Source organism: Curtobacterium sp. 320 (genome assembly GCF_031455235.1).
Classification (GTDB): domain Bacteria; phylum Actinomycetota; class Actinomycetes; order Actinomycetales; family Microbacteriaceae; genus Curtobacterium.
Map to the genome: position 1 here is coordinate 85737 of NZ_JAVDSI010000001.1, position 24249 is coordinate 109985.

Below are 24249 nucleotides of genomic sequence, written 5' to 3' on the forward strand. Positions count from 1 at the left end.
GGACACGCACCGCGCCTCCCGTCCGGTTCTCCACAGGTGGCGCGCGGGGCGCGTCATGCGGCTCCCGCCCGCCCGTAGGATGGTCCGCATGTCCGACGGGTCCTCGTTCAGCATCACCACGCCGATCTTCTACGTGAACGACGTGCCCCACATCGGGCACGCCTACACCGAGGTCGCCGCGGACGTCCTCGCGCGCTGGCACCGGCAGCGCGGCGACGACACGTGGCTGCTCACCGGCACCGACGAGCACGGGCAGAAGATCCTGCGGACGGCCTCGGCGAACGACGTCACGCCCAAGGAATGGGCCGACCGGCTCGTGACCGATGCGTGGAAGCCGCTCCTCGACACGGTCGACGTGGCGAACGACGACTTCATCCGCACCACGGACGAGCGCCACGAGCGCGGCGTGACGGCGTTCCTGCAGAAGCTGTACGACGACGGCTACATCTACGCGGGCGAGTTCGAGGGCTTCTACTGCGTGGGCTGCGAGGAGTACAAGCAGCCGAGCGACCTCGTCCCCGGCACCGGTGCGTACGAGGGGCAGCAGGTCTGCGCGATCCACTCGATCCCGGTCGAGGTGCTGTCCGAGCGCAACTACTTCTTCCGGATGTCCGACTTCGAGCAGCGCCTGCTCGACCTGTACGAGTCGAACCCGCTGTTCATCCAGCCGGAGAGCGTCCGCAACGAGATCATCTCGTTCGTCAAGCAGGGTCTGCGCGACCTGTCGATCTCGCGGTCGAGCTTCGACTGGGGCATCCAGATCCCGTGGGACCACGACCACGTCCTCTACGTGTGGTTCGACGCCCTGCTCAACTACGTCACGGCGCTCGGGTACGGCACCGACGACGACGAGGCCTTCCAGCGCCTCTGGCCGAGCGTGCACATCGTCGGCAAGGACATCGCCCGGTTCCACGCGGTGATCTGGCCGGCGATGCTCATGGCCGCCGGGCTGCCCGTCCCCGAGCGCGTGTTCGGCCACGGCTGGCTGCTCGTCGGCGGCGAGAAGATGTCGAAGTCGAAGCTGACCGGCATCGCGCCGTCGGAGATCACCGACACGTTCGGGTCCGACGCCTTCCGCTACTACTTCCTCCGCGCCATCACCTTCGGGCAGGACGGCAACTTCAGCTGGGAGGACATCTCCGCCCGCTACCAGGCCGAGCTCGCGAACGGTTTCGGCAACCTCGCCTCCCGCCTCGTCGCGATGCTGCAGAAGTACTTCGACGGTGCGGTGCCCGAGCGTGGGTCGCTCACCTCGTCCGACGAAGCGATCGACGCGCTCGCGGTCTCCGTCACCGAGCGCGCCGACGCCGCCATCGCCGCGTTCGCACCGCACGAGGCCATCGCCGCGGTGTGGGAGCTCGTCGACGCGCTGAACGGGTACATCACCGAGCAGCAGCCGTGGGCGCTGGCGAAGGACGACGCGCAGCGCGAGCGGCTCGGCACCGTCCTGGCCACCGCGCTCCGTGGGCTCGGTACCGTCGCCGTCCTGCTCTCGCCGGTCATGCCGAAGGCGACCGAGAAGCTCTGGGCCTCGATCGGTGCCGGCGGATCGATCGCCGAGCAGCGGGTGGACCGTGCCTGGGAGTGGCAGGGTGCCTCGACCGTGGTCCCGCTCGAGTCCGGGTTGTTCCCGCGCATCGATCAGTCGGAGCAGGGCGCAGCGTGACCGACGCCCACCTCCGCGCCCGTGGTGACGGCGACGGGTCCAAGCGGGACCTGACCTACCCGCCCCTGCCCGAGGCGCTCGTCGTCCCGGTCTACGACAACCACACCCACATGGAGATCGCCGACGGCGGCGACGGCGCGCTGGACTACCGTGAACACCTCGACCGCGCGTCGAGCGTCGGTGTCCGCGGTGTCGTGCAGGTCGGCACCGACCTGGCCACCTCGGAGTGGTCGGCGGCCATCGCCGCACGGGAACCCCGGGTCCTCGCCGCGGTGGCGCTGCACCCGAACGAGGCGCCGTCGCTGCAGGAACAGGGTCTGCTCGACGAGCACCTCGCCGGCATCGAACGGCTCGCGGCACTGCCGCGGGTCCGGGCGATCGGTGAGACCGGTCTCGACTTCTTCCGCACCGGCGAGGACGGCCGCGACGCCCAGGTCCGCTCGTTCGAGGAGCACATCCGCATCGCGAAGGCGCACGACCTCGCGCTGACGATCCACGACCGCGACGCGCACGACGCCGTGGTCGAGGTCCTCGACCGTGTCGGCGCTCCCGAGAAGACCGTGTTCCACTGCTTCTCCGGCGGTCCCGACCTCGCCCGGCTCTGCGCGGAGCGCGGCTGGTACATGTCGTTCGCCGGCACCGTGACGTTCAAGAACGCGGCCCCCCTTCGTGCCGCGCTCGAGGTCGCACCCCGTCACCTGATCATGGTCGAGACCGACGCCCCGTACCTCACGCCGACGCCGTTCCGCGGCCGCCCGAACGCGCCGTACCTCATCCCGCTCACCCTCCGGTCGATGGCCGAGACCCTCGGGACCGACGCCTCGATGCTCGCGGCACAGATCGCCTCGAACACCGAGCTCGTCTACGGCGCGTGGGACGCCGAGCCCGTGACGGTGGAGCAGTAGTGGCATCGCTCCTCGGCCCGGCGGAGATCCGGGACCTCGCGGCCCAGCTCGACGTCACGCCGACGAAGAAGCTCGGCCAGAACTTCGTGCACGACGCGAACACGGTCCGTCGCATCGTGGCGTCGGGTCGGGTCACCGCCGACTCGAAGGTGCTCGAGATCGGTCCCGGTCTCGGCTCGCTGACGCTCGGGTTGACCGAGACGGGCGCGTCCGTCACCGCGGTGGAGATCGACGGCCGGCTCGCCGCCCAGCTGCCGAACACGGTCGCCACGATGCAACCGGCGGCCCGGCTCGAGGTCATCCACCAGGACGCCCTCACCGTCGCCGCGACGGACCTGCCCGAGGCGCCCACGCACGTCGTCGCGAACCTGCCCTACAACGTCTCCGTCCCGGTGCTGCTCCACCTGCTCGCGACCTTCCCGTCGATCGAACGGGCGCTCGTCATGGTGCAGGCCGAGGTCGGCTACCGCATCGCCGCGGGCCCCGGCAGCAAGGTCTACGGGGCGCCGAGCGTGAAGGCCGCCTGGTACGGGTCGTGGTCGATCGCCGGACAGGTCAGCCGGCAGGTGTTCTGGCCGGTGCCGAACGTCGACAGCGTGCTCGTCGGGTTCGATCGGCACGACCCGCCCGGGGACGAAGCACTGCGTGCGCAGGTCTTCGCGCTCGTCGACGGGGCGTTCCAGCAGCGGCGGAAGATGCTCCGCCAGAGCCTCTCCGGTGTCCTCGGCAGCAGTGCCCGGGCGTCGGAACTCCTCACCGCCGGTGGGGTCGACCCGACGGCTCGGGGCGAGATGCTCAGCGCCGTCGACTTCGTGCGCCTCGGCCGGACGGTCCTCGCCGCGGCGGAGTGACCCCGGCGGCCGCGTCCGGCGTCGTGCTCCAGTGCCCGGGGCGCTGGAACCCCTCCGGCAGGACCGTGGCCGCGTCGCCCCGCGCCGCGTTGACCTGCATCTGGGTGAGGAACACCGCGCCACGGAGATCGGTGCCGCGTAGGTCCGCGTCGCGGAGGTCCACGCCGAGCAGGTCGCAACGGTCCAACCGGGCGCCCCGGAGGTCTGCTGCGATGGCGAGCGACCCGCGCAGCGTCGCCCCACGCAGGTCGGCCCCGCGCAGGTCCGCGCCGACGAGGTCCGTCCCCGGACCGACCCGCTGGCCGTGGGCACCGACCGGACCCTGCCGACGTGCGATCGCACTCGCCTCGAGCAGGAGCGGACGGGCACGGTCGTACTCCGCATCGACGTCGAGGGTGGCGAGGTCGTCCGGCGTCCCGTCGCTCTGCAGACGGACGTGCTCGAAGGCCGTGACCCACGGGGTCTCGTCGTGTGTCGCTCGCACGAGGGTGATCGCCTCGTCGAGGTACCGCAGGAGGTCGTGGAGTCGTCGGACGACCGGGAACGTGGCGAACATGGACCGCCGCGTCTCGGGGTCGTCGCGCCACGAGCGGCCCGCGAAGGTGTGCCGGGAGACCTTCTGCCCGGCCCCCGAGCAGTCGAACACCGTGCAGCCGGAGAAGCCCCGCTCACGCAGGTGCGGGTGGATCCGGCAGCCGTCCGCGTCGTCGAGGTTCGTGCACGGGTCGCCGGCGTCCTTGTCGAACGGGAAGTCCGCGGACTTCGCGAACGCCAGGGCGACGCAGCACAGGCCGAAGCAGTTCGCGCAGTCGGCGCCGAGGTCCTCTCGTCGCCCCAGCTCGACGCGCGTCCGCGTCGCCATCAGTGGTCGTTGACCCGGACGACCGTCCCACCGGTCAGTGACAGCAACTGCTCGAAGGTCAGGGGGAGCACGCTGTTCGCGGTCCCCGCCGCCGACCAGACCGTGTCGTACTCGCGGAGCGCCTCGTCGACCACCGTGCGGATCGGGGCCGGGTGCCCGACGGGGGAGACGCCGCCGATCGGCTGCCCGGTGATCTCGCGGACCTGTTTCGCGGTGGCCATGGTGAGCTCGGTCGCGTCGATCTGGGCGGCGAGCAGGTCGGTGTCGACCCGGTGCCGGCCGGAAGTCATCGCGAGCAGGGGTTCCCCGTCGGCCAGGAACAGTAGGCTGCTCGCGATCGCTCCCGGTTCGGTGCCGAGCGCGGCGGCGGCCTGCGCGGCGCTGTGGGTCGAGTCGGGGAGTTCCCGGGCGGTCGCGTCGATGCCGGCTTCGGCGACGATGCGATGGACGGTGGCGAGGCGGTCGTTCATCACCGTTCATCCTCGTGGGAAGCGGTGTCGAGCGCGAGTACTTGTCCCGAAGTCATGGAAATCCAACATGTTTGCAGACCGGATTCGTGCCCACCTACGGTCGTCCCCACGAACCGAAGGAGACACCATGACCAGCACCCGTCGTCCGCTCGAGCGCTCTGCACGCCCAGGGCCCTTCGCACATCGCACGCTCACTCCTGCTGAGATCGAAGCACGTCGTACCCGACCGACCGGCACCCCGGCGGAACGCGCACAACGGGTCCACGAGATCCTCAGCACGTCGACCTTCACGATCGCTCCCCGTCCCACTCGTCACACCTGGCGGGGTGTCTGAGGACATGCCGCTGGAGTTCGCTCCGATCGACGAGCCGTACCGTGTCTTCCCGATGGAGGACGTGGTGCGGATGCCCGCTGCGGTGGTGCTCGAGCGGAGCTTCGTCGTCGCCGCACTCGAGCGCAGCGCTCCTGGGCACGACTCGGCCGCCGGCTTCCTCGAACGGATGGTGCTGGCGGACACGACACTGTTCTTCAACGACGTCCTCGAGCTCCAGCTCCAGGACGCTGCCTTCGACCTCGCCCTCCGAGAAGTGCGTCTCACGGGGACACGCTCGGAGGCATCCGTCTCGGAGCTGGCGCGCGCGATGCTCGCCCGGTGGCAGGCGCTGATCGCACTGACGGACGCCGTGTACGTGGAGCTCACACCGCTGCTCGAGGACGTCATGTACTACCGCGAGCGCTTCGGTCTCCCCGCCCTCGACTCGGTCCAGGCGGCGATGGTGATGGCGTCCGGCGCGGACGGCATCGTGACCGTCGACCAGTCCTTCGGAGAGGTCGATCCCTCGCTGCTCCCGATCTTCACACCCCAGCAGTTCGTCCGTGGCACCCGAGCGCGTCGACGCTCGAGCGGCTGGACGAGTCCCTGACGAGATCACGAGCGTGATGCGATCGCACCGCCCCTACGATGGCGGCATGACCGACGGGACGGTGCGATCGCACGCGCAGGGGATGGCCGCCGACAACGTGCTCGCGGCGACCGGTCGCACGCCGGACGACTGGTACGCCCGCATCGACGAGATCGACGGACGGACGATCGGGCACGCCGCCATCGCCGTCTGGCTCGTCGAACAGGGCGTCGAGCCGTGGTGGGCGCAGGGCGTCACGATCGGGTACGAGCAGGCGAGGGGCCTCCGGATCCCCGGGCAACGATCGGACGGCTCGTTCGCGGTGTCGGCGTCGCGCCAGGTCCCCGGGGAGCGCGAGACGGTGCTCGACGGGGTCGTGCCGGTCTGCACGACGGCGTTCGGGTTCGCCCCGACCTCGGAACGCCGGGGCGGGAAGCGGCCCTCGGCGCGGTGGACGTTCCCCGATCGCGAGTCGGTGCTGCTCACCACCGAGGACGGCTCCCGGGCGGGCACGGTCCGGATCGCCGTGCAGCGGGAACGGCTCACCGGACCGGAACGCATGCCCGACGCCAAGGCGGAGCTCCAGGACCTGCTCGCGGCACTCTGAACCGGGGTCCCGAACGGGGCACGCGCGGATCAACCGGATGGCCCTAGGCTTCGACGGGTGTCTGCACCGCGTTCCCGTTCCGCACTCGTCCTCCTGCTCACGGCAGTGGTCGCGGGGTGTGCCATCGTGGTCTTCGCCGTGCTCGCGCTGCTCCGGGATCCGTCCGACGACGCCGCGTGGGTGGCCGTCGTGCTGGGCGGGCTGTTCGTCGCGTGGGGGATCACGTTCGACCGCCTCCCCGACGACGACGATGACGATGACGGCGACCACCACGACCACGACCACGACCACAGCCACGGCCAGGGCTGGACACCCCGCCGCCTCAACGCCGCCCTGTCGACCGGCCTGGCGATGACGGGCGCGTACGTCGTGATCCGCGCGCTCGGCCGCCCGGTCGACACGGCGCTGGTCGGGGCCCTCGCGTGGCCGGCCTGGCGACTCGTCAACCGGATCCTCGACGGCGTGATCCGACGGCGCGGAGCCCGCGGCGAGGCGGACGGCGCCACCGACTGAACGAGGCGGACGGCGCCACCGCCGACTCGCCAGCGGAGGCCGGCGAGCCGGTCGTCAGTGCCCCCGCGACGCCAGCGCCTCGATGAGCTGCTGCTGCGTCCCGTCCCGCTCCGACCACCGCAGCGGCAGCACGTTCTGCACCAGGATCTCCGGCGCCGCGCCGGCCTGCAGCAGCGACACCACCTCGTCGAGGAACGAGGACAGCGGCATCCCGCCGAAGTCGACGCCCTCGCCCATCAGATCCGTGGCGACCGCCGGCGGCACGAGCTCGAGCACCGAGACGGGTGACCCGGTCAGCTGCTGGCGGAGCGACTGCGTGTACGAGTGCACCGCGGCCTTCGTGGCGCTGTAGGTCGGGGTCGCGGCGAGCGGTGTGTACGCCAGCCCCGACGACACGGTGACGATCGTCGACGCCGGACGACCGAGCAGGTGCGGCAGGAACGCGTCGATGAGGCGGATGGTGCCGAGCAGGTTCGTCTCGACGGTGGCGACGGCGTCGGCCAGGTGTTCCGACGATCGCAGGTCCTCGGCGCGCATGATGCCCGACATCGTGACGAGGGCGTCGAGCGACGGGTAGGCATCGATGACGGAGGCGGCCGCGGCGGTGATCGACGCCGGGTCGGTGACGTCGAGCTCGACGGTGCCGAAGCCGTACTCGTCGTGCAGCGAGTCGAGCAGGGCGCGACGTCGGCCGCCGATGACGACGGTGCTGCCCGCTGCCTGCAGGCGCTGGGCCAGCCCGAGGCCGATGCCCGAGGTCGCGCCGGGGATGAAGACGGTGGAGTTCGTGATGTCCATGACGACCACGATCCACCCGCCCGACCGCCCGAACCAGAGCGCCGTCATCGGGGGACCGCCGATCCCTGGCACGGTCGCCTGGCCCGGTGCACGATGAAGGCATGGACCGCCCCGGGCTCGCCGACTTCCTCCGCCGCCGCCGCGAACTGCTGCGCCCCGAGGACGTCGGGCTCGGCTCCGGGCAGCGCCGCCGCACGCCGGGCCTCCGGCGCGAGGAGGTCGCCGCGCTGGCGGGGATGTCCGCCGACTACTACACGCGCCTCGAGCAGCAGCGCGGACCGCAGCCGTCCGAGCAGATGGTGGCGGCGATCGCCCGGGCGCTCCGCTGCAGCCTCGACGAGCGCGACCACCTGTTCCGCCTCGCCGGGCACAACGCGCCCGCTCGGGTCCACCGTTCCGACCACGTCGACCCCGCGATCCTCCGGGTGCTCGACCGCCTCGAGGACACCCCGGCGATCGTGGTGAACGACCTGGGCGAGACCCTCGTCGAGAACCGGCTCGGGGCGGCGCTCCTCGGCACGACCACGGGGTTGCCGGGCAACGAGCGGTACCAGCCGTGGCGCTGGTTCATGACGGGCTACGAACGGGCGAAGTACGCGCCGGAGGAGCACGAGCGGCTCGCCCGGGCACAGGTCGCCGCACTCCGTGCAGCGGTCGGCGCCGCGGGACCGACGGACACCCGGGCGGCGGAGCTCATCGCCGACCTCGAGGCGAACAGCGCGGACTTCCGAGCGCTGTGGTCCCTGCACGAGGTGGCGAGCCGGTGGGAGGACCACAAGACGTTCGTCCACCCCGAGCTCGGCCGCATCACCGTGGACTGCCAGGTGCTCCACACGACGAGCCAGACGCAGGCGCTGCTGCTCTTCACCGCACCGACGGGCAGCGAGGACGCGCAGAAGCTCGAGCTCCTCGGCGTCGTCGGCCAGCAGACCTTCGCCCGCTGACGGAGTAAACCCGCGTCACACACCTGGCGACTCCCGGCAGGCCGTGCCTAGGGTGGCGAGGTGAGCACTCCCCGCGTGTACGTCATCCACGAGAACCCCGAGTGGTTCCCGCCGCTCGCCGCTGCCTTCGAGGCCGAGGGTGTCCCCGTCGAGGAGATCCTCCTCACCGAGGGACAGATCGACCTCGGAGCCGACCCCGAACCGGGCGTGTACTGGTCGCGGATGTCGGCGAGCTCCCACACGCGCGGGCACGAGCACTCGAAGGAGTACACCCGCGCGGTCCTCGGCTGGCTCGAGCGTGCCGGTCGACAGGTCGTCGGCGGCAGCCACGTCCTCGAGCTCGAGGTCTCGAAGGTGGCCCAGCACGGACTGCTCCGGAACGCCGGGTTCGACGTGCCCCGCACCACGGCCGTCTTCGGGCGCACGACGCTGAAGCAGGCCGCCCACGACTTCACCGGCGGCCAGGACGTGCCGTTCATCACGAAGCACAACCAGGGCGGCAAGGGCCTCGGCGTCCGCCGGTTCGACTCGCTCGCCGAGTTCGACGCCTACGTCGACAGCCCGGAGTTCGAGGAGCCCGTCGACGGCATCACCCTGCTGCAGGAGTACCTCACGGCCCGCGAGCCGTTCATCACGCGCGTCGAGTTCGTCGGCGGCGAGTTCGTCTACGCCGTCCGCGTCGACACGAGCGCCGGCAGCTTCGAGCTGTGCCCGGCCGACGCGTGCGAGGTCCCCCAGGTCATCGCGGGTGCGGTCTGCGACGTCCCCGGCACCGAGGCCGCCGGGGCACCCCCGGCGTTCAGCGTCCGCACGGAGGTCACCGCCGAGCACCCGCTCGTCCAGCAGCTCCGCGGGTTCCTCGCGGAGCAGCGGATCCAGATCGCGGGCGTCGAGTTCATGGAGACGACGGACGGTCGCACGGTCGTCTACGACATCAACACGAACACGAACTACAACCCCGCCGTCGAGGAGACCGCGCCGGCCTCCGGCCCGCGCTCCATCGCGCGGTACCTCGGTGGCCTGCTGGAGACGCAGTACGCGGCGCAGCTCACGGCCTGAGAACGCAAGATCCACCGGACTGGAGGCGCGGTGCGGGCCCGCCCCGCGCCTCCAGTCCGACCCTCCCCACCTCCCCAAGGAACTCACCCCGTGCGATTCGGATACTGGACCCCGCTCTTCGGCGGCTGGCTGCGCAACGTCGACAACGAGAACATGCCGGTCACCTTCGACTACGTGAAGCGGCTGGCGCAGCGCGCCGAGCGGATCGGCTTCGACCTGACGCTCGTGCCGGAGCTCAACCTCAACGACATCAAGGGCACGGCCGCGCCCTCGCTGGAGGCCTGGTCGCTCGCCGCGGCCATCGCGGCGACGACCGAGCGCCTCGAGATCATGGCGGCGATGCGTCCCGGGTACCACCTGCCCGCGGTGACGGCGAAGCAGGCGGCGACGATCGACGACATCTCGTGCGGCCGGTTCACGTTCAACGTGGTGAGCGCGTGGTGGGCGGAAGAGGCCAAGCAGTACGGCGGCATCTTCTCGGAGCACGACGACCGGTACAAGCGCACGGCGGAGTTCGTCGAGATCATGAAGGGGCTCTGGCGGGAGACGCCGTACTCCTTCCACGGCGAGTACTACGACATCGAGAACAGCCACCTCGAGCCGAAGCCCCGGGTCACCCCCCGCATCTACGCCGGCGGCGAGAGCGAGGCCGGCAAGGCGGCGATCACCGGGTACGCCGACGCCTACGTGACCCACGGCGGCACCGTCGAGGAGCTCCGGACGAAGATAGCCGAGATGAAGCAGCGCCGTGTCGACGCGGGGCTGCCGCCGTTCGAGGCGTTCGGCATGGCCGCCTACGTCATCGTCCGCGAGACCGAGGAGGAGGCGCAGGCCGAGCTCGCGCGGATCACCGACGTGCAGCACGGGCACGCGTACGAGTCGTACCAGGACTTCATCTCGAAGTCGCAGCTCGAGCACGTGCCGTCGCTCGAGGACTACTCGGTGTCGAACCGTGGGCTCCGCCCCGGGTTCGTGGGGACGCCGGAGCAGGTGGCCGCGCGGATCCGCGAGTTCGAGGACGCCGGGGTGGACACGCTGCTGCTGCAGTTCTCGCCGCAGCTCGAGGAGATGGACCGGTTCGGCGAGCAGGTCATCCCGCTCGTCCGGCCGTCCGTGGCCGCGCCGTCCGGGGCGGTCGTCTGATGGGCGACGCCTCCGACGGCACCGAAGCCGGCTGGGCGTTCGAGACCCGGCAGATCCGTGCCGGCTTCCGGGCGGACCCCGGGTTCGGCGCCAACGTGCCGCCGATCGCGCAGAGCGCCGCGTTCGTGTACCCGTCGGGCGAGGACGCGGCCGACCGGTTCATGCTCAACGCGCCCGGTCACACGTACTCGCGGGTGAACAACCCGTCGGCTGCGGCGCTCGAGCGACGCATCGCGGACCTCGAGGGCGGTGTCGGCGCCCTCGCGCTCGCGTCCGGGCAGGCTGCGACCTCGCTCGCCGTCCTCGGCCTGGCCCGCGCCGGAGACCACATCGTGTCGAGTGCGTCGCTCTACGGCGCGACCTACACGCTCTTCGCCTCCACCCTGGGCGACCTCGGCATCGCGTTCACGTTCGTGCAGGACCCGACCGACCTCGACGAGTGGGCGGCGGCGGTCCGTCCGGAGACGAAGGCGTTCTTCGGCGAGTCGATCCCGAACCCGCGCGGCGACGTCCTCGACTTCGCGGGGGTGGCCGGTGTCGCGCACGAGCACGGCGTGCCGCTCATCGTCGACAACACCATCGCCACGCCGTACCTCGTCCGGCCGATCGAGCACGGTGCGGACATCGTCGTGCACTCGGCGACGAAGTACCTCGCCGGGCACGGCAGCGCCATCGCCGGACTCATCGTCGACAGCGGGAACTTCGACTGGGCGGCGCACGCCGAGCGGTACCCGCAGCTCGCGACGACCGAGCAGTCCGGGTTCGCGAACACGAACTTCGCGGAGAAGTTCGGGCGGCGCGCCTTCATCCAGCGCACCCGCTCGAAGCTCTCCGCCGACCTCGGGCCGGCGATCGCCCCTTTCAACGCCTTCCTCGTGCTGCAGGGCATCCAGACCCTGTCGCTCCGGATGGACCGGCACGTGTCGAACGCGGCCGCGGTGGCGACGTGGCTCGACGCGCACGACCAGGTGCTCGGCGTGCACTACGCCGGGCTGCCGTCGTCGCCGTGGCACGAACTCGCCCAGCGGTACGTGCCGGCGGGTCCGTCGGCGGTGCTCGCGTTCGACCTCGACGGCGGGGTCGACGCCGGGCGGCGGTTCGTCGCGGCGCTCGAGCTGTTCGACCACGTGTCGAACATCGGCGACGTGCGCTCGCTCGTCGTGCACCCGGCGTCGACGACCCACGTGCAGATGACCTCGGCGGAGCGGGCGGCCGCGGGGGTCGGGGACGGGCTGATCCGGCTGTCCATCGGACTCGAGCACGTGGACGACATCCTCGCGGACCTCACGCGCGGCTTCGCGGCTGCGTCGGGATAGGTTGGGGGCATGACCACGCTGGCCGCACCGACCCGTGTGCGGACGCGCGCCCCCGGGAAGATCAACGTCTACCTGTCGGTCGGGGCCCTGCAGGACGACGGCTACCACGACGTGGCGACGGCGTACCAGGCGGTCTCGTTGTACGAGGACGTCTCGGCCGAGCCGGCGGACGACTTCTCGGTGACCTTCACCGGGCCGATCGACTCGCGGTCGGTCCCGGTCGACGAGTCGAACCTCGCGATCCGGGCCGCGCGCCTCGTGGCCGACGCCGCCGGGTACCGCGGGGGCGTCCGGCTCACCATCGACAAGCAGGTCCCGGTCGCCGGTGGGATGGGCGGTGGATCGGCCGACGCCGCAGCGACCCTGCTCGCCGTCGACACGCTGTGGGGGACTGCGCTCGGGCGTGAGGAACTGCTGCGCCTCGCCGCGCAGCTCGGCGCCGACGTGCCCTTCGCCTTCGCCGGCGGGACCGCGGTCGGGACCGGGCGCGGTGACGAGCTGAGCCCGGCGCTGGCCAAGGGCGAGTTCCACTGGGTGCTCGCCCTGAGTGACGCCGGCCTCTCGACGCCCGCCGTGTACCGGGCGCTCGACGAACACCGTGAGCGGTACCGTGCGGACATCGCGCCGGCACCCACCACGCCCGTGGTCGAGGCGAACGTGCTGCAGGCCCTCCGCGCGGGCGATCCCGACCTGCTCGCGGACTGCCTGCACAACGACCTGCAGGCCCCGGCGATGCGCCTCCAGCCCGCGCTCGCGACGACGCTCGAGATCGGGGAGAAGGCCGGTGCCCTCGCCGGACTGGTATCGGGCAGCGGGCCGACGGTGGCGTTCCTCGTCGCCGACCGTGATGCCGCGCTCGAGGTGCAGGTCGAGCTCAGCGCCGCCGGCATGGTCGCGGTGCGTGCCGCCGGACCGGTGCACGGCGCCCGCGTCCTGCACTGACCGTCCTGCACCGACGGCGGCACGGTCCCGTCGGGCGGCGGGCCCCGTTGGCCGGTCAGTTCCGGACGTACTCCGTGATGACGACCGTGCCGGTCTTCCAGTGCTCCTTCGCCGTGAAGCCGTGCTCCGCGAGCACCGCGGCGGTCTCCGGCTCGATGTTGCGCGCCTTCACCGTCCCGCCGACGAACCAGACCGTGTCGATGTCGCCCAGGCGGCTCGGGATCGTCGTCTCGAGATCCCCGGTCTGGTTCCACAGGACGCCGGACTCGGTTCCGACCTTGCGCACGCCGAGGTCGGTCATGCCCGCGAACGCCGACGGGTAGGAGATGCGGATGACGTCGGCGGTGGTGCCGGGGTGCCCGTAGACGCTGCCGAACACGACACCCTCGTCGGCGTCGGCGCGGTTGGTGCTCCGCTCGGCGGCGATGATCGAGGCGGCACGGGCCCAGGTCGAGTCCTGCTTCGCGAGCGGCTCCTTCACGGCGACGGCCGTGGGCACCGACAGCACGAGGACGGCGGCCACGGCGGCGGCGAGCAGTGCCTTCGGCCGGACCAGCGTGAGGGCGAGGGCGATGAGCAGTGCGACGAACGGCAGGCTGAGCGTGGCGTACTTCGGCGAGTACAGGTGCTTCCCCATCGCCGTGGCGAGGACGAGCGCGGCCGTGGGGATGACGACGAGCGGCACGGCGACGCGGACCGCCTGCGCGCGGACGAGCGACCGGACCGTGGCGGAGCGCCGGTGCGCCTCGACGAGGGCGAACACCGTGCCGACGAGCATGAGCGCCCATGCGCCCGCGGCGTACACGTCGACGCCGCCGAACCACGCCGTGGCGAACACCTGCACGCCCGTACGTTCGCCGATGCCGGCGATCCACGCGACCTGCTTCGACTGCGAGGCGACCTCGACGACGAGCGGCGAGACGGCCACGGCGGCGAAGACGGCTGCGACGGCCCAGCGGACCAGGACCCCGCGGGTGACGAGCGCCGGACCCAGGTCGTGGCCGCGGCGGGACACCGTGGCGCGACGGGCGGCGGCGCGGCGGGCGACCAGCGTCCACAGCAGGGTCACGGCGTGCGCGACGACCGCGAGCGAGAGGTAGACGTTGAAGGTCACCGAGACGAGTGCGAGTGCTCCGTAGGCCGCCCACCAGTGCAGGCTGCGACCCGACCGGGTGCGGCGGACCGCGGTCAGACCGACGAGGGTGAGGCAGACGGCCAGGGTCGTGATCGTGGCGTACGGCCGACCTTCGGACCCGGCCCACTGCACGCGGGGCAGCGCGAGGAACACGAGCCCGGCGGTGATGCCGAGGCGAAGTCCGCCGAGCCGGCGCCCGAGCGCGACGACGAGCCCCGCCGCCACGCCGATGGCCAGGGCGCTCGGGAACCGCAGCGTGAACGGCGTGTACCCGACGAGCCAGAACCAGACGTGCATCAGCGAGTAGTAGAGCCCGTGCACGGCGTCGACGCTGTGCAGCTCGGCCCACAGCTGCGGCCAGGTCCGCTGGGCGCTCGTGACCGTCGCCGCCTCGTCGTACCAGAGCGAGGGGACCCAGGCGAAGGCGGCGCAGACGATCACGCCGAACGCGCCGACCGTCAGCTCGGGCGTGCGGACGACGGCGGTGCCGATGCTCGACACGAGGGCCCGGAACCGGGAGCGGGCACGGACCGGCGCGATCCCCGTCGTCCGGGGGATGCTGATGGTGCCGGTCCGTGGTGCAGTCACGGTGAGGACGGTATCCGCGGCGGCTGGGCAGGTGCCCGGCGTCCCCGCAGCCCAGACTGAGAGTTCCACATACCGGTATCGTGCGGAGGACCATGACGAAGCTCCGCATCCGCGACGCCGCGCGGTACCTCGGCGTCAGCGACGACACCGTCCGGCGGATGGTCGACGCCGGGACCTTCACGCGGGGGACCGACCCCTCCGGACGGACCGTCGTGGACGGGCGGGAACTCGCGGCGCACATCCGCGGCGTCGGCGGGCAGCTCGACGACCCGTCGGGGACGAAGAGCTCGGCGCGCAACCGGTTCGTCGGGATCGTCACCGACCTCGTGGTCGACGGCGTGATGGCGCAGGTGGAGCTGCAGAGCGGCCCACACCGGGTCGTGTCGCTCATGAGCGCCGAGGCCGTCCGCGACCTCGGGCTCGAGGTCGGGACGGTCGCCGTCGCGTCGGTCAAGGCGACGATGGTGTCGGTCGAGGTGCCGGCGGAACCGACCGACGCATGACCGACGACCGGCACACGAGCGACGACCGCCGTCGGTTGCTGTCCCGGACCGCGGCGCTCCAGGGCGCGGGGGACCGGGCCGTCCGGGCGCTGTCCGAGGCGAGCATCCTCGTCGTCGGCGCCGGTGGCCTCGGCGCGCCCGTGCTCACGTACCTGGCCGGGTCGGGGCTCCGCCGCGTCACCATCGTCGACCACGACGTCGTCGACACGTCCAACCTGGCACGGCAGACGCTCTTCGCCGCGGCGGACGTCGGGCGACCCAAGGCCGAGTGCGCGGCCGAGCGGGTGCGGGGCGTCGACCCGGAGCTCGAGGTCGTCGCACTCGCCGAGCCGTTCCACGCCGACCACGTCGCGGGCCACGACGTGGTCGTCGACGCCGCGGACAGCGTCGAGGTCACCCGGGCGATCTCGGACGCCTGCTCCACGGCCGGGGTGCCGTTCGTGTGGGGCACGGTCCTCGGCACCGACGGGCAGGTGTCCGTGTTCCACGACGCCGGGCCGGAGCCGATCGACTTCCACGACCTGCACCCGGACGCCCTGCCGGACGAGGGGTCCTGCGCGCTCGACGGCGTGCTGCCCGCGCTGTGCGGCGCCGTCGGCTCGGTGATGGCGGCCCAGGTGACCGCGCTCGTCGCCGGCATCGGGGAGCCGTTGACCGGCAGGGTGCTCACGGTCGACGCCCGGCGGTGGCGCTGGACCGAGAGCACGCTGCGGCGCGGCCCGGGCTCCCGGCGTCCGGCCCCCTCGGTGGACGAGGCCCCGCCCCGGATCGCCCCGGCGGCACTCGCCGCCCGACTCGACCGGACCACCGGCGGCAGCGGCGGACCCGTCCTCGTCGACGTCCGCACCCCGGCCGAACGCGCCACCGGGATCGTCGCCGGCAGCATCCCGCCGGACGACCTCGCCGCGGACGACGACCGACCCGTCGTCGTGGTGTGCGCCAGTGGCGTCCGCGCGACCGCCTGGGCACGCGCAGCCCGTGCCGCAGGTCGTGACGCGATGGTCCTCGACGGGGGCATCCAGGCCTGGGACCGGGAGGGCCTGCCGACGATCCGGCCCACAGCGACCGCAGATGCGGATACGATCGAGCAATGACGACGCACGTGCGGAACGCCGCCCTCCTGATCGCCGCGACCGCCCTCGTCACCGTCGGCCTCGCCGGCTGCAGCACGGCCGACACGGCTGGCACGGCCGGCACGACGGACACCACCGCCCCGAGCGCCAGCGCGAGCAGCACGGCCGGGGCCCCGACCGGGAAGATCACCGTCTTCGCCGCGGCGTCGCTCCAGAAGACGTTCACGACCCTCGGCGAGCAGTACGAGGCCGCCCACCCGGGGACCACGATCACCTTCTCGTTCGCCGGCTCGAGCGACCTCGTCACCCAGATCCAGAACGGCGCCCCCGCCGACGTGTTCGCGTCCGCCGACGAGGCGAACATGGACAAGCTCGTGAAGACCGACATCGCCGCCGGTTCGCCGCGGGACTTCGCCACGAACGTCCTCGAGATCGCCGTGGCGCCCGGCAACCCGAAGGGCATCAAGGACCTCGACGACCTGACCGCCTCGGACGTGCAGCTCGTCACCTGCGCCATCCCGGTGCCGTGCGGTGCCGCGACCGCGAAGGTCGAGCAGGCCACCGGTGTCGACCTGCAGCCGGTCAGCGAGGAGCAGTCGGTGACCGACGTCCTCGGCAAGGTCGAGTCCGGCCAGGCGGACGCGGGACTCGTCTACGTGACCGACGTCGAGGGTGCCGGCGGCAAGGTCGACGGCGTCCGGTTCGACGCGGCGTCGAAGGCCGTGAACACCTACCCGATCGGTGTCCTGAAGGACGCGTCGAACCCCGACCTCGCGGCGGCGTTCACGGCGTACGTGCGTTCCGACGCCGGCCAGAGGGTGCTCGCCGACGCCGGCTTCGGAGCCCCCTGACCCGTGCCCGACCACACTGATCGAACACCCCGGGCGAGCCCGTCCGTCCGCACCCCGGTGCCGTGGTGGCTGCCGGTCCCGGCGGTCCTCGGCGGCCTGTTCGTGGTGGTCCCGGTCCTGGCGATGGTCGGCCGCGTCGACTGGGGGTCGTTCGGCGCACTCGTCACGTCGCCCGCGTCGCTCACCGCCCTCGGACTGAGCCTCGGGACCGCTGCCGCCGCGACGGGCATCGCCTTCGTGCTCGGCTACCCGCTCGCCGTCCTGTTCGCCCGGTCCACGTCGCGGTGGATCGGGGCCGCACGCGCCCTGGTCCTGCTGCCGCTCGTGCTGCCGCCGGTCGTCGGGGGACTGGCCCTGCTCGCGGCGTTCGGTCGGCTCGGCGTCGTCGGGGCGTGGCTCGACGATCACGGTCTCCGGATCGCCTTCACCACGGCCGCGGTCGTGATCGCGCAGACCTTCGTCGCGATGCCGTTCCTGGTGTCCTCGATCGAGGGTGCGCTGCGCGTCGGGGGCGACCGGTTCGAGCGGGTCGCCGCGACGCTCGGTGCGTCCCCGACCCGGACGTTCCTGACGGTGACGACACCGCGGGTGCTCCCGGGCATCCTGGCCGGCCTCGTCCTCTGCTTCGCCCGTGCCCTCGGGGAGTTCGGCGCGACCCTCACGTTCGCCGGCAGCCTGCAGGGCGTCACCCGGACGCTGCCCCTCGAGATCTACCTGCAGCGCGAGATCGACCCGGACACCGCGGTCGCGCTGGCGCTCGTGCTGGTCGTCGTCGCGCTCGTGGTCATCGGCGCCTCCGCGCTCCGCACCCGGACGGCACTCGCATGAGCCGCGAGCGTCCGGCGCACCGCGGCCTCCGCGCCCACGTCGTCGTCCCCGACCGCGGCGTCGACGTCCACCTCGACGTCGCACCGGACGAGTGCGTCGCGCTGGTCGGGCCGAACGGCGCGGGCAAGTCCACGGTCGTCGAGGCCCTCGCCGGACTGCTGCGCATCCGGTCCGGATCGGTCCTGCTCGGCGACCGCGAGCTCACGGGCGTCCGAGCGCACCGCCGCGGGGTCGGGCTCGTCGCCCAGCGCGCGGACCTCTTCCCCCACCTGTCGGTCGCCCGCAACGTCGGCTACGGACCGCGCGCGGCCGGGTCCGGGGGCCAGGAGGCGCGGCTCCGCTCCGACGCGGCCCTCGCCGCCGTCGGCGTGGCCGGTCTGGCGGACCGCGCACCGGGGACGCTCTCGGGAGGGCAGGCCCAGCGCGTGGCGATCGCCCGGGCCCTCGCCACCGAGCCGGCGCTCCTGCTGCTCGACGAGCCCACCTCGGCGCTCGACGTCGACGCCCGGGCCGAGGTCCGCTCCGCCCTCGGGACCGCCCGGACCGGTCGACCGACGGTCCTCGTCACGCACGACCCGCTCGAGGCCGTCACCCTCGCGGACCGCATCGTCGTGCTCGAGGGCGGCCGGGTCGCCGAGCAGGGGTCGACCGCCGTCGTCCTCGGGCGTCCGACCAGCGCGTTCGCGGCGTCCTTCTCGGGTCTGACGCTCCTGCGCGGCACCGCCACCCGGGGTGGGATCGCCCTCGACGACGGGGGCGCGCTCGCGTCGTCGACCGGCACCGCGCCTCCTGGCTCGTCCGCCCTCGCCGTCTACCACCCGACGGCCGCGGTCGTGACGCGCGACGGTGCCGGGCCGGAGCGCCGGGTGACCGGACTCGAACCGCGGGACGGGCTCGTCCGGGTGCGGACCGGCGACCTCGTGGCGGACGTCACCGTCGCGGTGGCTGCGGCGCTGGGGCTCGCGCCGGGGGATGCCGTGCGGATCGCGGTCCCGGCGGACGAACTGACGGTCTACCGGCCGGACGGACCCACGCCGGACTGAGCCGGGCTCAGCCGCCGGCGAAGGGCGGCATGACGTCGACGACCGCCACGCCGTCGAGCCCGGTCGCCCGGTCGCGCGTCGTCACCCCGTCGACGAGGTACGAGCAGCGCTCCTGCAGCGCCCGCCACCGATCGGGATCGTCCGCCGTCACCGACCGTAGGGCCTCGTCGAGCGTCGCTGCCCGCACGGCGACGTCGTCCACGCCCACCGCTGCCCGGGCCGCGGCGAAGAACCGGATCGTCGTCACCGTCATCCGCCGATCGCGCTCATGCCCCGCGTGGGGTGCACGAGGTCGTCGCTGTCGTCGCCGTGGTCGCGGGGCTTCGCCCACATCGCCAGGCGCCAGAGCTCGGCGACCTCGTCGTCGGAGGCTCCCTGGCGCATCGGGCCGAGCACGTCGGTCTCGTCGTCCGAGAAGAGGCAGCTGCGGACGTTGCCGTCGGCCGTCAGACGGGTGCGGGTGCAGTCGGCGCAGAACGACTCGGTGATGCTCGCGATGATGCCGATCGTGCCGAGCTCCGCACCGACGCCGCCGTCGGCCGTCCGCGCGAGCACCCGGAAGCGCTCCGCCGGGGCGCCGTCGCGGGGTGCCTCGTCCGGCACCAGGGCGAAGGACTCGGACAGCATCGCCCGGGTCTCGGCCGCGGTCACCATCGACGTGCGGTCCCAGGCGTGGTCGGGGTCGAGCGGCATCTGCTCGATGAACCGGAGCTCGTAGCCGCGGTCGAGGCACCACCGCATGAGGTCGGGCGCCAGGTGGTCGTTCACGCCGCGCAGCAGCACCGCGTTGACCTTGATCGCCAGCCCCGCTGCCCGGGCGGCCTCGAGCCCGGCGATGACCTTGTCGAGGAACGGGCGCCGGGTGACGGTGGTGAAGACGTCCGGGTCGACGGTGTCGAGCGACACGTTCACACGTCGGAGGCCGGCGTCGTACAGGGCGGCTGCGCGGTGGGCGAGCCCGATCGCGTTCGTGGTGAGCGACAGCTCCGGGGCGTCGGGGAGCGCGGCGCACCGGGCGATCACGTTGACGAGGTCGTGGCGGAGCATCGGCTCACCGCCGGTGAAGCGGACCTTGCGTACGCCGAAGCGGTCGGTCGCGAGCCGGACGAGCCGCTCGATCTCGGCCGCGGTCATGAGTGCGTCGTCAGGGGCGAACGGCAGCCCGGCCGCCGGCATGCAGTAGGTGCAGCGCAGGTTGCAGCGCTCGGTGAGCGACACGCGCAGGTCGACCGCGCGCCGCCCGAACCGGTCGAGCAGGCCGCCGGTGGAGCCGAGCATGGTCGCGGGTGCCATGAGCGTCAGCGTACGGGGTCGGCGGGTCCTCCACCTGATGACATCGCGAGCGCTCGTTCCCGGAAGGCGAGCCGGCGCCCCCAGCGCTCCCAGTCGGACCGCCGGGTGCGCACCAGCGTGACGACGATGACCACGGCGACCGCGGCGGCGAGCCACCAGCGGTACGCGTCCGCCGACGGCCAGACGCCGCGCAGGGCGATGGCGAGCCCGATCGACAGCCACTCCCAGCGTCCGGAGAGCACCACGAAGGGGATGAGGAGCAGCGCGTACCAGGGGTAGCGCGGGCTCACCGCGAGGAACGTCACGCCGATGAGGAGGACCTCGCCGGACCACGGCCGCGCGGGGTCGGACAGCCGCCACGCCACGAACGCCGCCAGCAGGACGAGCAGTCCGACCACGAGCGTCGCCGCGTCGCCGTGGAAGACCAGCGAGACCAGGGCGAACCGGGAGCCGTCCTCGTAGCCCTCTTCCGACAGGTACCCGGGCAGGTAGCCGAGGACGTCGAGGCCCGTCGTCAGCACGTACGGCACGTAGAGCAGCCCGAACACCGCGATGCCGACCGGGATCGCCCACCAGTTCCGCCACCGACCGAGCAGTGGCGGGTACACGAGCGCGGGGATGAGCTTCGTCGCGGTCGCGGCGCCGAGGGCGATCCCGCCCCAGATCGGCCGGCCGAAGGCGACGAGCACGGCGCCGGCGGTGGCCAGGGCCGCGCCGAGGGCGTCGACGTGCGAGTTGGTGACGGCCTCGGACGCGACGAGCGGGGACCACGCCCACAGTGCGGCCCACCACGTCGGACGACCGAGCTTGCGGAGCACGACGACCAGGCCCACGGTGACGCCGAGCGACAGGAGCAGCCCCGCGACCTGGAACGGCATGTACTGCGCGGTGGCCGGCACGAACGCCCGCACCGCCGCGAACCAGAGCTGGGCCATCGGCGGGTAGATCGTCACGACGTCCGGGCGGTTGATCGCGACGCAGTGCCCGTCCGCGCCGTCGCCGAGCCCGCGGAACCGGGGCTCGAGCGGCTTGCACGTGCCGTCGACCTTGTCGGGGAAGAGCCAGTCGGGGCGCAGACCGGACAACGCGGTCGACTGCGGCGTGTGTGCGTACGGCGAGATCCCGGCGTGTTGCACGATGCCGTCCCAGGCGTAGCGAGCAGAGTCGGTGCTGGTGTTGGGCGGCCCGGCGATGGCGGCGAGCCCGACCACCAGGCCACCGCCGACCACGAGCCACGTCATCCACTTCGCCGGGACGAACCGCAGCGCGAGCACCGCGATCGCGAACACCGTCCAAGCGATCAGGGTCCACGCAACGAATGGGGAACGATGACCGGACCGGAGGAACCCCAGATGCGTGACGCCGAAGGCGATGACGCCCGACAGAGCGAGCACGCCGACCACGGCCAGCACGGTCGGCAGGAGTCGGCCGGGGCGAAGTCGTTCACTCATGGTGCGACGAGGCTATCCATGGTCCGCGGGCTGCTCCTGGATGCACGATCCGCGATGGCGTCGCCGAACCGGAACGCGCGGACGGCGGTCGTCCTGGGGCGGTTGCTCGGGGTGGCGTTCCTCGTCTGCTTCGCGACCGGCGTCTACAGCTACTTCCTGCAGCAGCCGCTGCCGTGGATGCGGTTCCCGACCCGTCCCGCGCAGCTCTACCAGTTCACGCAGGGCGTGCACATCACCGCGGGGATCGCGATCATCCCGCTGCTGCTCGCGAAGCTCAACACGGTCATGCCGGCACTCGTGCAGACCCCGCCGGTGCGTGGGCCCCTGCACCTGCTCGAGCGGCTGTCCATCGCGGTGTTCGTGGCGTCGGCGATCGTGCAGGTGACGACGGGCCTGCTCAACACGTACCAGTGGTACCCGTGGCCGTTCCCGTTCAAGCAGGTCCACAACGCGCTCGCGTACGTGCTCATCGGGTCGCTCGTGCTGCACATCGGCGTGAAGCTCCCGCTGATCACCCGGTACTGGCGGAAGCGGGACTCGTACGACGAGCACGGCCGGTTCGTGGTCGACCCGGCCGCGGGGAGCGAGCTGCTCTCGCCCATCCAGGAGGAACGGGGCGCTTCCGCCGCGCCGGATGCGGCTCCACAGGCGGTCGCGTCCTACCCCCGCGGCATCACCGGCCGTGTGCTCCGCTGGGTCGATGGCGTCCCGGCCGTCCCGGCCGTCCCGGCCGTCCCGGCGGACGCTGCCGAGACTCGTCCCGGCGGACCGGACTCGGCGTCCGCGACCCGAGCGGCGTCCGCAGAGCCGAGTCTCGGCGCGCCGCAGGACGGTGCGGCGGAGGCGATCCGCGCCTCCCGGACCACGCCGGAGGCGACCGACGGTCGACGTGAGCGGATCGCCCGACGCGGGTTCTTCGCCGGTGTGACCGCCGCGACGGTCGGTGTCGTGGCGTTGACCGCCGGACAGTCGAGCACGCTCGCCGAGCCGTTCAACGTGTTCGGTGCCCGACAGCGGCACCGCGGGCCGAACGACCTGCCGGTCAACCGCACGGCTCGTGCCGCCGGTGTGCTGGCCACCGCCACCGCCGCCGACTGGTCCCTGACCGTCGTCGGGCACGACGTGGTCCGCACCTTCTCGCGTGCCGAGCTCGTGGCGCTCGGCACCGCCGAGGCCGAGCTCCCGATCTCCTGCGTCGAGGGCTGGAGCCAGATGGCGACCTGGAAGGGCGTGCGGATGCGCGACCTGCTCGATGCCGTGCAGGCGGCGCCGGGGTCGCACGTGCGGGTGACGAGCCTCGAGCGGCACGGCGGCTACCGCATCATGGACATGGGCCCCGAGTACGCCGAGGACCCGACGACGCTCATCGCGCTCGAGCTGAACGGCGCGACGCTCGACCTCGACCACGGGTTCCCGGCGCGGATCATCGCTCCCGGACGACCCGGTGTGCTGCAGACCAAGTGGATCGAGAAGATCGAGGTGATCGCATGAGGGCCGCACGCATCGTGCTCGTCGTGGTCGGGGTGCTCGTCATCGCGTTCGGGGCGTACGTCCTCGTGACGACGGTCCGACCGAACCGGATCTGGGGGCTGGCGACCTGGCTCCTCGGGGCCGTGGTCCTGCACGACGCGATCCTGTCGCCGTTCGTCGTCGGAGTGGGGCTCCTCCTGCGTCGGACCGGGCGGACGCTGCGTGCCTGGGCGCTCGTCGTCGTGCAGGCGGTCGTCGTGCTCGGGAGCGTCCTCGCGCTCGTGGTCCTGCCGGAGATCGCGGCGAAGGCGCACGGGCAGAAGAACCCGACGGTGCTGCCGTTCGACTACGGCGCGCGGCTGCTCCTCGTCGAGGGGGTCCTGCTGCTCGTCGTCGTGGCGGTGCTCGTGGTCGCCGCACGTCGTCCGGTACGCGTTCGCGCGAGTACTGGTTAAACCGACAACCTTTCGGTAGACTCGACGCATGACCGACGACACCCCGTGGCTCACCCGCGACGAGCTGCGCGCGTGGATGAAGCTCGTCGCGGTCATGGAGCTCCTGCCGGCCGCGCTCGACCAGCAGCTCCAGCGTGACGCCGACCTGACGCACTTCGACTACATGGTCATCGCGATGCTCTCCGAGACCGACTCCCGGACGCTCCGGATGTCGGCGCTCGCCTCGGCGACGAACGCCTCGCTGCCGCGGCTGTCCCACGTGGTGTCCCGGCTCGAGAAGCGCGGCCTCGTGGCGCGCTGTCCCTCGACCGACGACCGGCGCGCGACCGACGTCCGGCTGACCGACGCCGGCTACGCGACCATCGTCGACGCGGCCCCTGACCACGTCCGGACCGCCCGTCGCGTGGTGATCGACGCGCTGAGCGACGAGCAGGTCGGGCAGCTCGACGGCATCGCCGCGGCGCTCCTCAGCCGGCTCGACCCCGAGGGGCGGTTCGCCGCCCTGACCTACCCGCGCGACGACGACGAGCCCGCCATCTGCGAGGCCCGGCTGACCGGCACGGCGACCGACTGACGCCACC

The 24249-nt window shown here is 72.4% G+C and carries 26 protein-coding genes; 19 read left to right on the top strand and 7 right to left on the bottom strand.

From position 1 onward, the window contains the following. Positions 1-88: 88 nt before the first annotated feature. The 3 genes from metG to rsmA are packed head-to-tail and all read left to right on the top strand — an operon-like array spanning position 89 to position 3422. Positions 89-1666 carry a methionine--tRNA ligase gene (gene metG, locus J2X60_RS00420; RefSeq protein ID WP_309776669.1) on the top strand — a complete coding sequence of 526 codons (1578 nt, stop codon included), beginning with the start codon at positions 89-91 and terminating at the stop codon, positions 1664-1666. Beyond that, positions 1663-2571 carry a TatD family hydrolase gene (locus tag J2X60_RS00425; RefSeq protein WP_092385956.1) on the top strand — a complete coding sequence of 303 codons (909 nt, stop codon included), beginning with the start codon at positions 1663-1665 and terminating at the stop codon, positions 2569-2571. The genes metG and J2X60_RS00425 overlap by 4 nt, the downstream gene beginning before the upstream one ends. After that, positions 2571-3422, top strand: a complete 852-nt coding sequence (gene rsmA, locus J2X60_RS00430; RefSeq protein WP_309886108.1) for a 16S rRNA (adenine(1518)-N(6)/adenine(1519)-N(6))-dimethyltransferase RsmA — start codon at positions 2571-2573, stop codon at positions 3420-3422. Before J2X60_RS00425 ends, rsmA begins: the two co-directional genes overlap by 1 nt. Here rsmA and J2X60_RS00435 read toward each other — a convergent pair. Together J2X60_RS00435 and J2X60_RS00440 are read right to left on the bottom strand one after the other, a co-directional pair. Beyond that, complete coding sequence (locus J2X60_RS00435; RefSeq protein WP_309886110.1) at positions 3367-4284, bottom strand: pentapeptide repeat-containing protein; 918 nt, start codon at positions 4282-4284, stop codon at positions 3367-3369. The genes rsmA and J2X60_RS00435 overlap by 56 nt on opposite strands. Further along, positions 4284-4754, bottom strand: coding sequence for a YbaK/EbsC family protein (locus J2X60_RS00440; protein WP_309886115.1), 471 nt, complete (start codon positions 4752-4754; stop codon positions 4284-4286). Before J2X60_RS00440 ends, J2X60_RS00435 begins: the two co-directional genes overlap by 1 nt. 326 nt (positions 4755-5080) lie before the next feature. Here J2X60_RS00440 and J2X60_RS00445 point away from each other — a divergent pair, with 326 nt between their 5' ends. The 3 genes from J2X60_RS00445 to J2X60_RS00455 are packed head-to-tail and all read left to right on the top strand — an operon-like array spanning position 5081 to position 6776. Next, positions 5081-5677 carry a hypothetical protein gene (locus J2X60_RS00445; protein ID WP_309886116.1) on the top strand — a complete coding sequence of 199 codons (597 nt, stop codon included), beginning with the start codon at positions 5081-5083 and terminating at the stop codon, positions 5675-5677. Positions 5678-5723: 46 nt separating this feature from the next. Then, entirely contained in the window at positions 5724-6263 is a 540-nt protein-coding gene (locus J2X60_RS00450; RefSeq protein WP_309886118.1) for a hypothetical protein, read from the top strand. A 57-nt stretch (positions 6264-6320) separates the two neighbouring features. After that, complete coding sequence (locus J2X60_RS00455) at positions 6321-6776, top strand: hypothetical protein (protein ID WP_309886120.1); 456 nt, start codon at positions 6321-6323, stop codon at positions 6774-6776. A gap of 54 nt (positions 6777-6830) precedes the next feature. Here J2X60_RS00455 and J2X60_RS00460 read toward each other — a convergent pair whose 3' ends face one another. Continuing rightward, positions 6831-7622, bottom strand: coding sequence for an SDR family oxidoreductase (locus tag J2X60_RS00460; protein ID WP_254790896.1), 792 nt, complete (start codon positions 7620-7622; stop codon positions 6831-6833). Between the two features lie 53 nt (positions 7623-7675). On the opposite strand from J2X60_RS00460, the gene J2X60_RS00465 reads away from it, so the two are divergent. From J2X60_RS00465 to J2X60_RS00485, 5 genes are all read left to right on the top strand, one after another. Then, positions 7676-8518, top strand: a complete 843-nt coding sequence (locus tag J2X60_RS00465; RefSeq protein ID WP_071296062.1) for a helix-turn-helix transcriptional regulator — start codon at positions 7676-7678, stop codon at positions 8516-8518. Between the two features lie 60 nt (positions 8519-8578). Further along, positions 8579-9577: an alpha-L-glutamate ligase gene (locus J2X60_RS00470; RefSeq protein ID WP_309886122.1), complete on the top strand. Its 999-nt coding sequence runs from the start codon at positions 8579-8581 to the stop codon at positions 9575-9577. A 90-nt stretch (positions 9578-9667) separates the two neighbouring features. After that, positions 9668-10720 carry an LLM class flavin-dependent oxidoreductase gene (locus J2X60_RS00475; RefSeq protein ID WP_071302821.1) on the top strand — a complete coding sequence of 351 codons (1053 nt, stop codon included), beginning with the start codon at positions 9668-9670 and terminating at the stop codon, positions 10718-10720. Further along, positions 10720-12036, top strand: a complete 1317-nt coding sequence (locus J2X60_RS00480; protein ID WP_309780374.1) for a PLP-dependent transferase — start codon at positions 10720-10722, stop codon at positions 12034-12036. Before J2X60_RS00475 ends, J2X60_RS00480 begins: the two co-directional genes overlap by 1 nt. Positions 12037-12045: 9 nt before the next feature. Beyond that, positions 12046-12978 carry a 4-(cytidine 5'-diphospho)-2-C-methyl-D-erythritol kinase gene (locus J2X60_RS00485; RefSeq protein WP_309886123.1) on the top strand — a complete coding sequence of 311 codons (933 nt, stop codon included), beginning with the start codon at positions 12046-12048 and terminating at the stop codon, positions 12976-12978. Between the two features lie 55 nt (positions 12979-13033). On the opposite strand, the gene J2X60_RS00490 is transcribed toward J2X60_RS00485, so the two are convergent. Further along, positions 13034-14701, bottom strand: a complete 1668-nt coding sequence (locus tag J2X60_RS00490) for a hypothetical protein (RefSeq protein WP_309886125.1) — start codon at positions 14699-14701, stop codon at positions 13034-13036. A 92-nt stretch (positions 14702-14793) separates the two neighbouring features. On the opposite strand from J2X60_RS00490, the gene J2X60_RS00495 reads away from it, so the two are divergent. Genes J2X60_RS00495 through J2X60_RS00515 form a run of 5 tightly spaced genes read left to right on the top strand, consistent with a single transcriptional unit; the run spans position 14794 to position 18999 of the window. Continuing rightward, positions 14794-15204: a TOBE domain-containing protein gene (locus J2X60_RS00495; protein ID WP_309780372.1), complete on the top strand. Its 411-nt coding sequence runs from the start codon at positions 14794-14796 to the stop codon at positions 15202-15204. Beyond that, the gene (locus J2X60_RS00500) at positions 15201-16298 is read left to right on the top strand and encodes a ThiF family adenylyltransferase (protein ID WP_309886126.1); all 1098 of its coding nucleotides are present in this window, start codon (positions 15201-15203) and stop codon (positions 16296-16298) included. The genes J2X60_RS00495 and J2X60_RS00500 overlap by 4 nt, the downstream gene beginning before the upstream one ends. Next, positions 16295-17128 carry a molybdate ABC transporter substrate-binding protein gene (gene modA / locus J2X60_RS00505; protein ID WP_309886128.1) on the top strand — a complete coding sequence of 278 codons (834 nt, stop codon included), beginning with the start codon at positions 16295-16297 and terminating at the stop codon, positions 17126-17128. The genes J2X60_RS00500 and modA overlap by 4 nt, the downstream gene beginning before the upstream one ends. A 3-nt stretch (positions 17129-17131) precedes the next feature. Further along, positions 17132-17956 carry an ABC transporter permease gene (locus J2X60_RS00510; RefSeq protein WP_070418114.1) on the top strand — a complete coding sequence of 275 codons (825 nt, stop codon included), beginning with the start codon at positions 17132-17134 and terminating at the stop codon, positions 17954-17956. Further along, positions 17953-18999 (top strand): ATP-binding cassette domain-containing protein, encoded by a 1047-nt coding sequence (locus J2X60_RS00515; RefSeq protein WP_309886130.1) that lies wholly within the window; start codon positions 17953-17955, stop codon positions 18997-18999. The genes J2X60_RS00510 and J2X60_RS00515 overlap by 4 nt, the downstream gene beginning before the upstream one ends. Positions 19000-19006: 7 nt before the next feature. On the opposite strand, the gene J2X60_RS00520 is transcribed toward J2X60_RS00515, so the two are convergent. Genes J2X60_RS00520 through J2X60_RS00530 form a run of 3 tightly spaced genes read right to left on the bottom strand, consistent with a single transcriptional unit; the run spans position 19007 to position 21743 of the window. Beyond that, positions 19007-19252 carry a MoaD/ThiS family protein gene (locus J2X60_RS00520; RefSeq protein WP_229087358.1) on the bottom strand — a complete coding sequence of 82 codons (246 nt, stop codon included), beginning with the start codon at positions 19250-19252 and terminating at the stop codon, positions 19007-19009. Continuing rightward, on the bottom strand, positions 19249-20292 hold the full coding sequence (moaA, locus tag J2X60_RS00525) for a GTP 3',8-cyclase MoaA (protein WP_309886133.1): 1044 nt from the start codon (positions 20290-20292) through the stop codon (positions 19249-19251). The genes J2X60_RS00520 and moaA overlap by 4 nt, the downstream gene beginning before the upstream one ends. Before the next feature lie 5 nt (positions 20293-20297). Then, entirely contained in the window at positions 20298-21743 is a 1446-nt protein-coding gene (locus J2X60_RS00530) for a glycosyltransferase family 87 protein (protein WP_309780366.1), read from the bottom strand. A gap of 54 nt (positions 21744-21797) precedes the next feature. On the opposite strand from J2X60_RS00530, the gene J2X60_RS00535 reads away from it, so the two are divergent. From J2X60_RS00535 to J2X60_RS00545, 3 genes are read left to right on the top strand one after another with little or no spacing between them, the layout of a single operon-like run. Then, the gene (locus tag J2X60_RS00535) at positions 21798-23234 is read left to right on the top strand and encodes a molybdopterin-dependent oxidoreductase (protein WP_309886135.1); all 1437 of its coding nucleotides are present in this window, start codon (positions 21798-21800) and stop codon (positions 23232-23234) included. After that, positions 23231-23668: a hypothetical protein gene (locus tag J2X60_RS00540; protein ID WP_309886137.1), complete on the top strand. Its 438-nt coding sequence runs from the start codon at positions 23231-23233 to the stop codon at positions 23666-23668. Before J2X60_RS00535 ends, J2X60_RS00540 begins: the two co-directional genes overlap by 4 nt. A gap of 28 nt (positions 23669-23696) precedes the next feature. Then, positions 23697-24242, top strand: a complete 546-nt coding sequence (locus tag J2X60_RS00545; protein WP_309886139.1) for a MarR family transcriptional regulator — start codon at positions 23697-23699, stop codon at positions 24240-24242. The last annotated feature ends 7 nt before the right edge of the window (positions 24243-24249 follow it).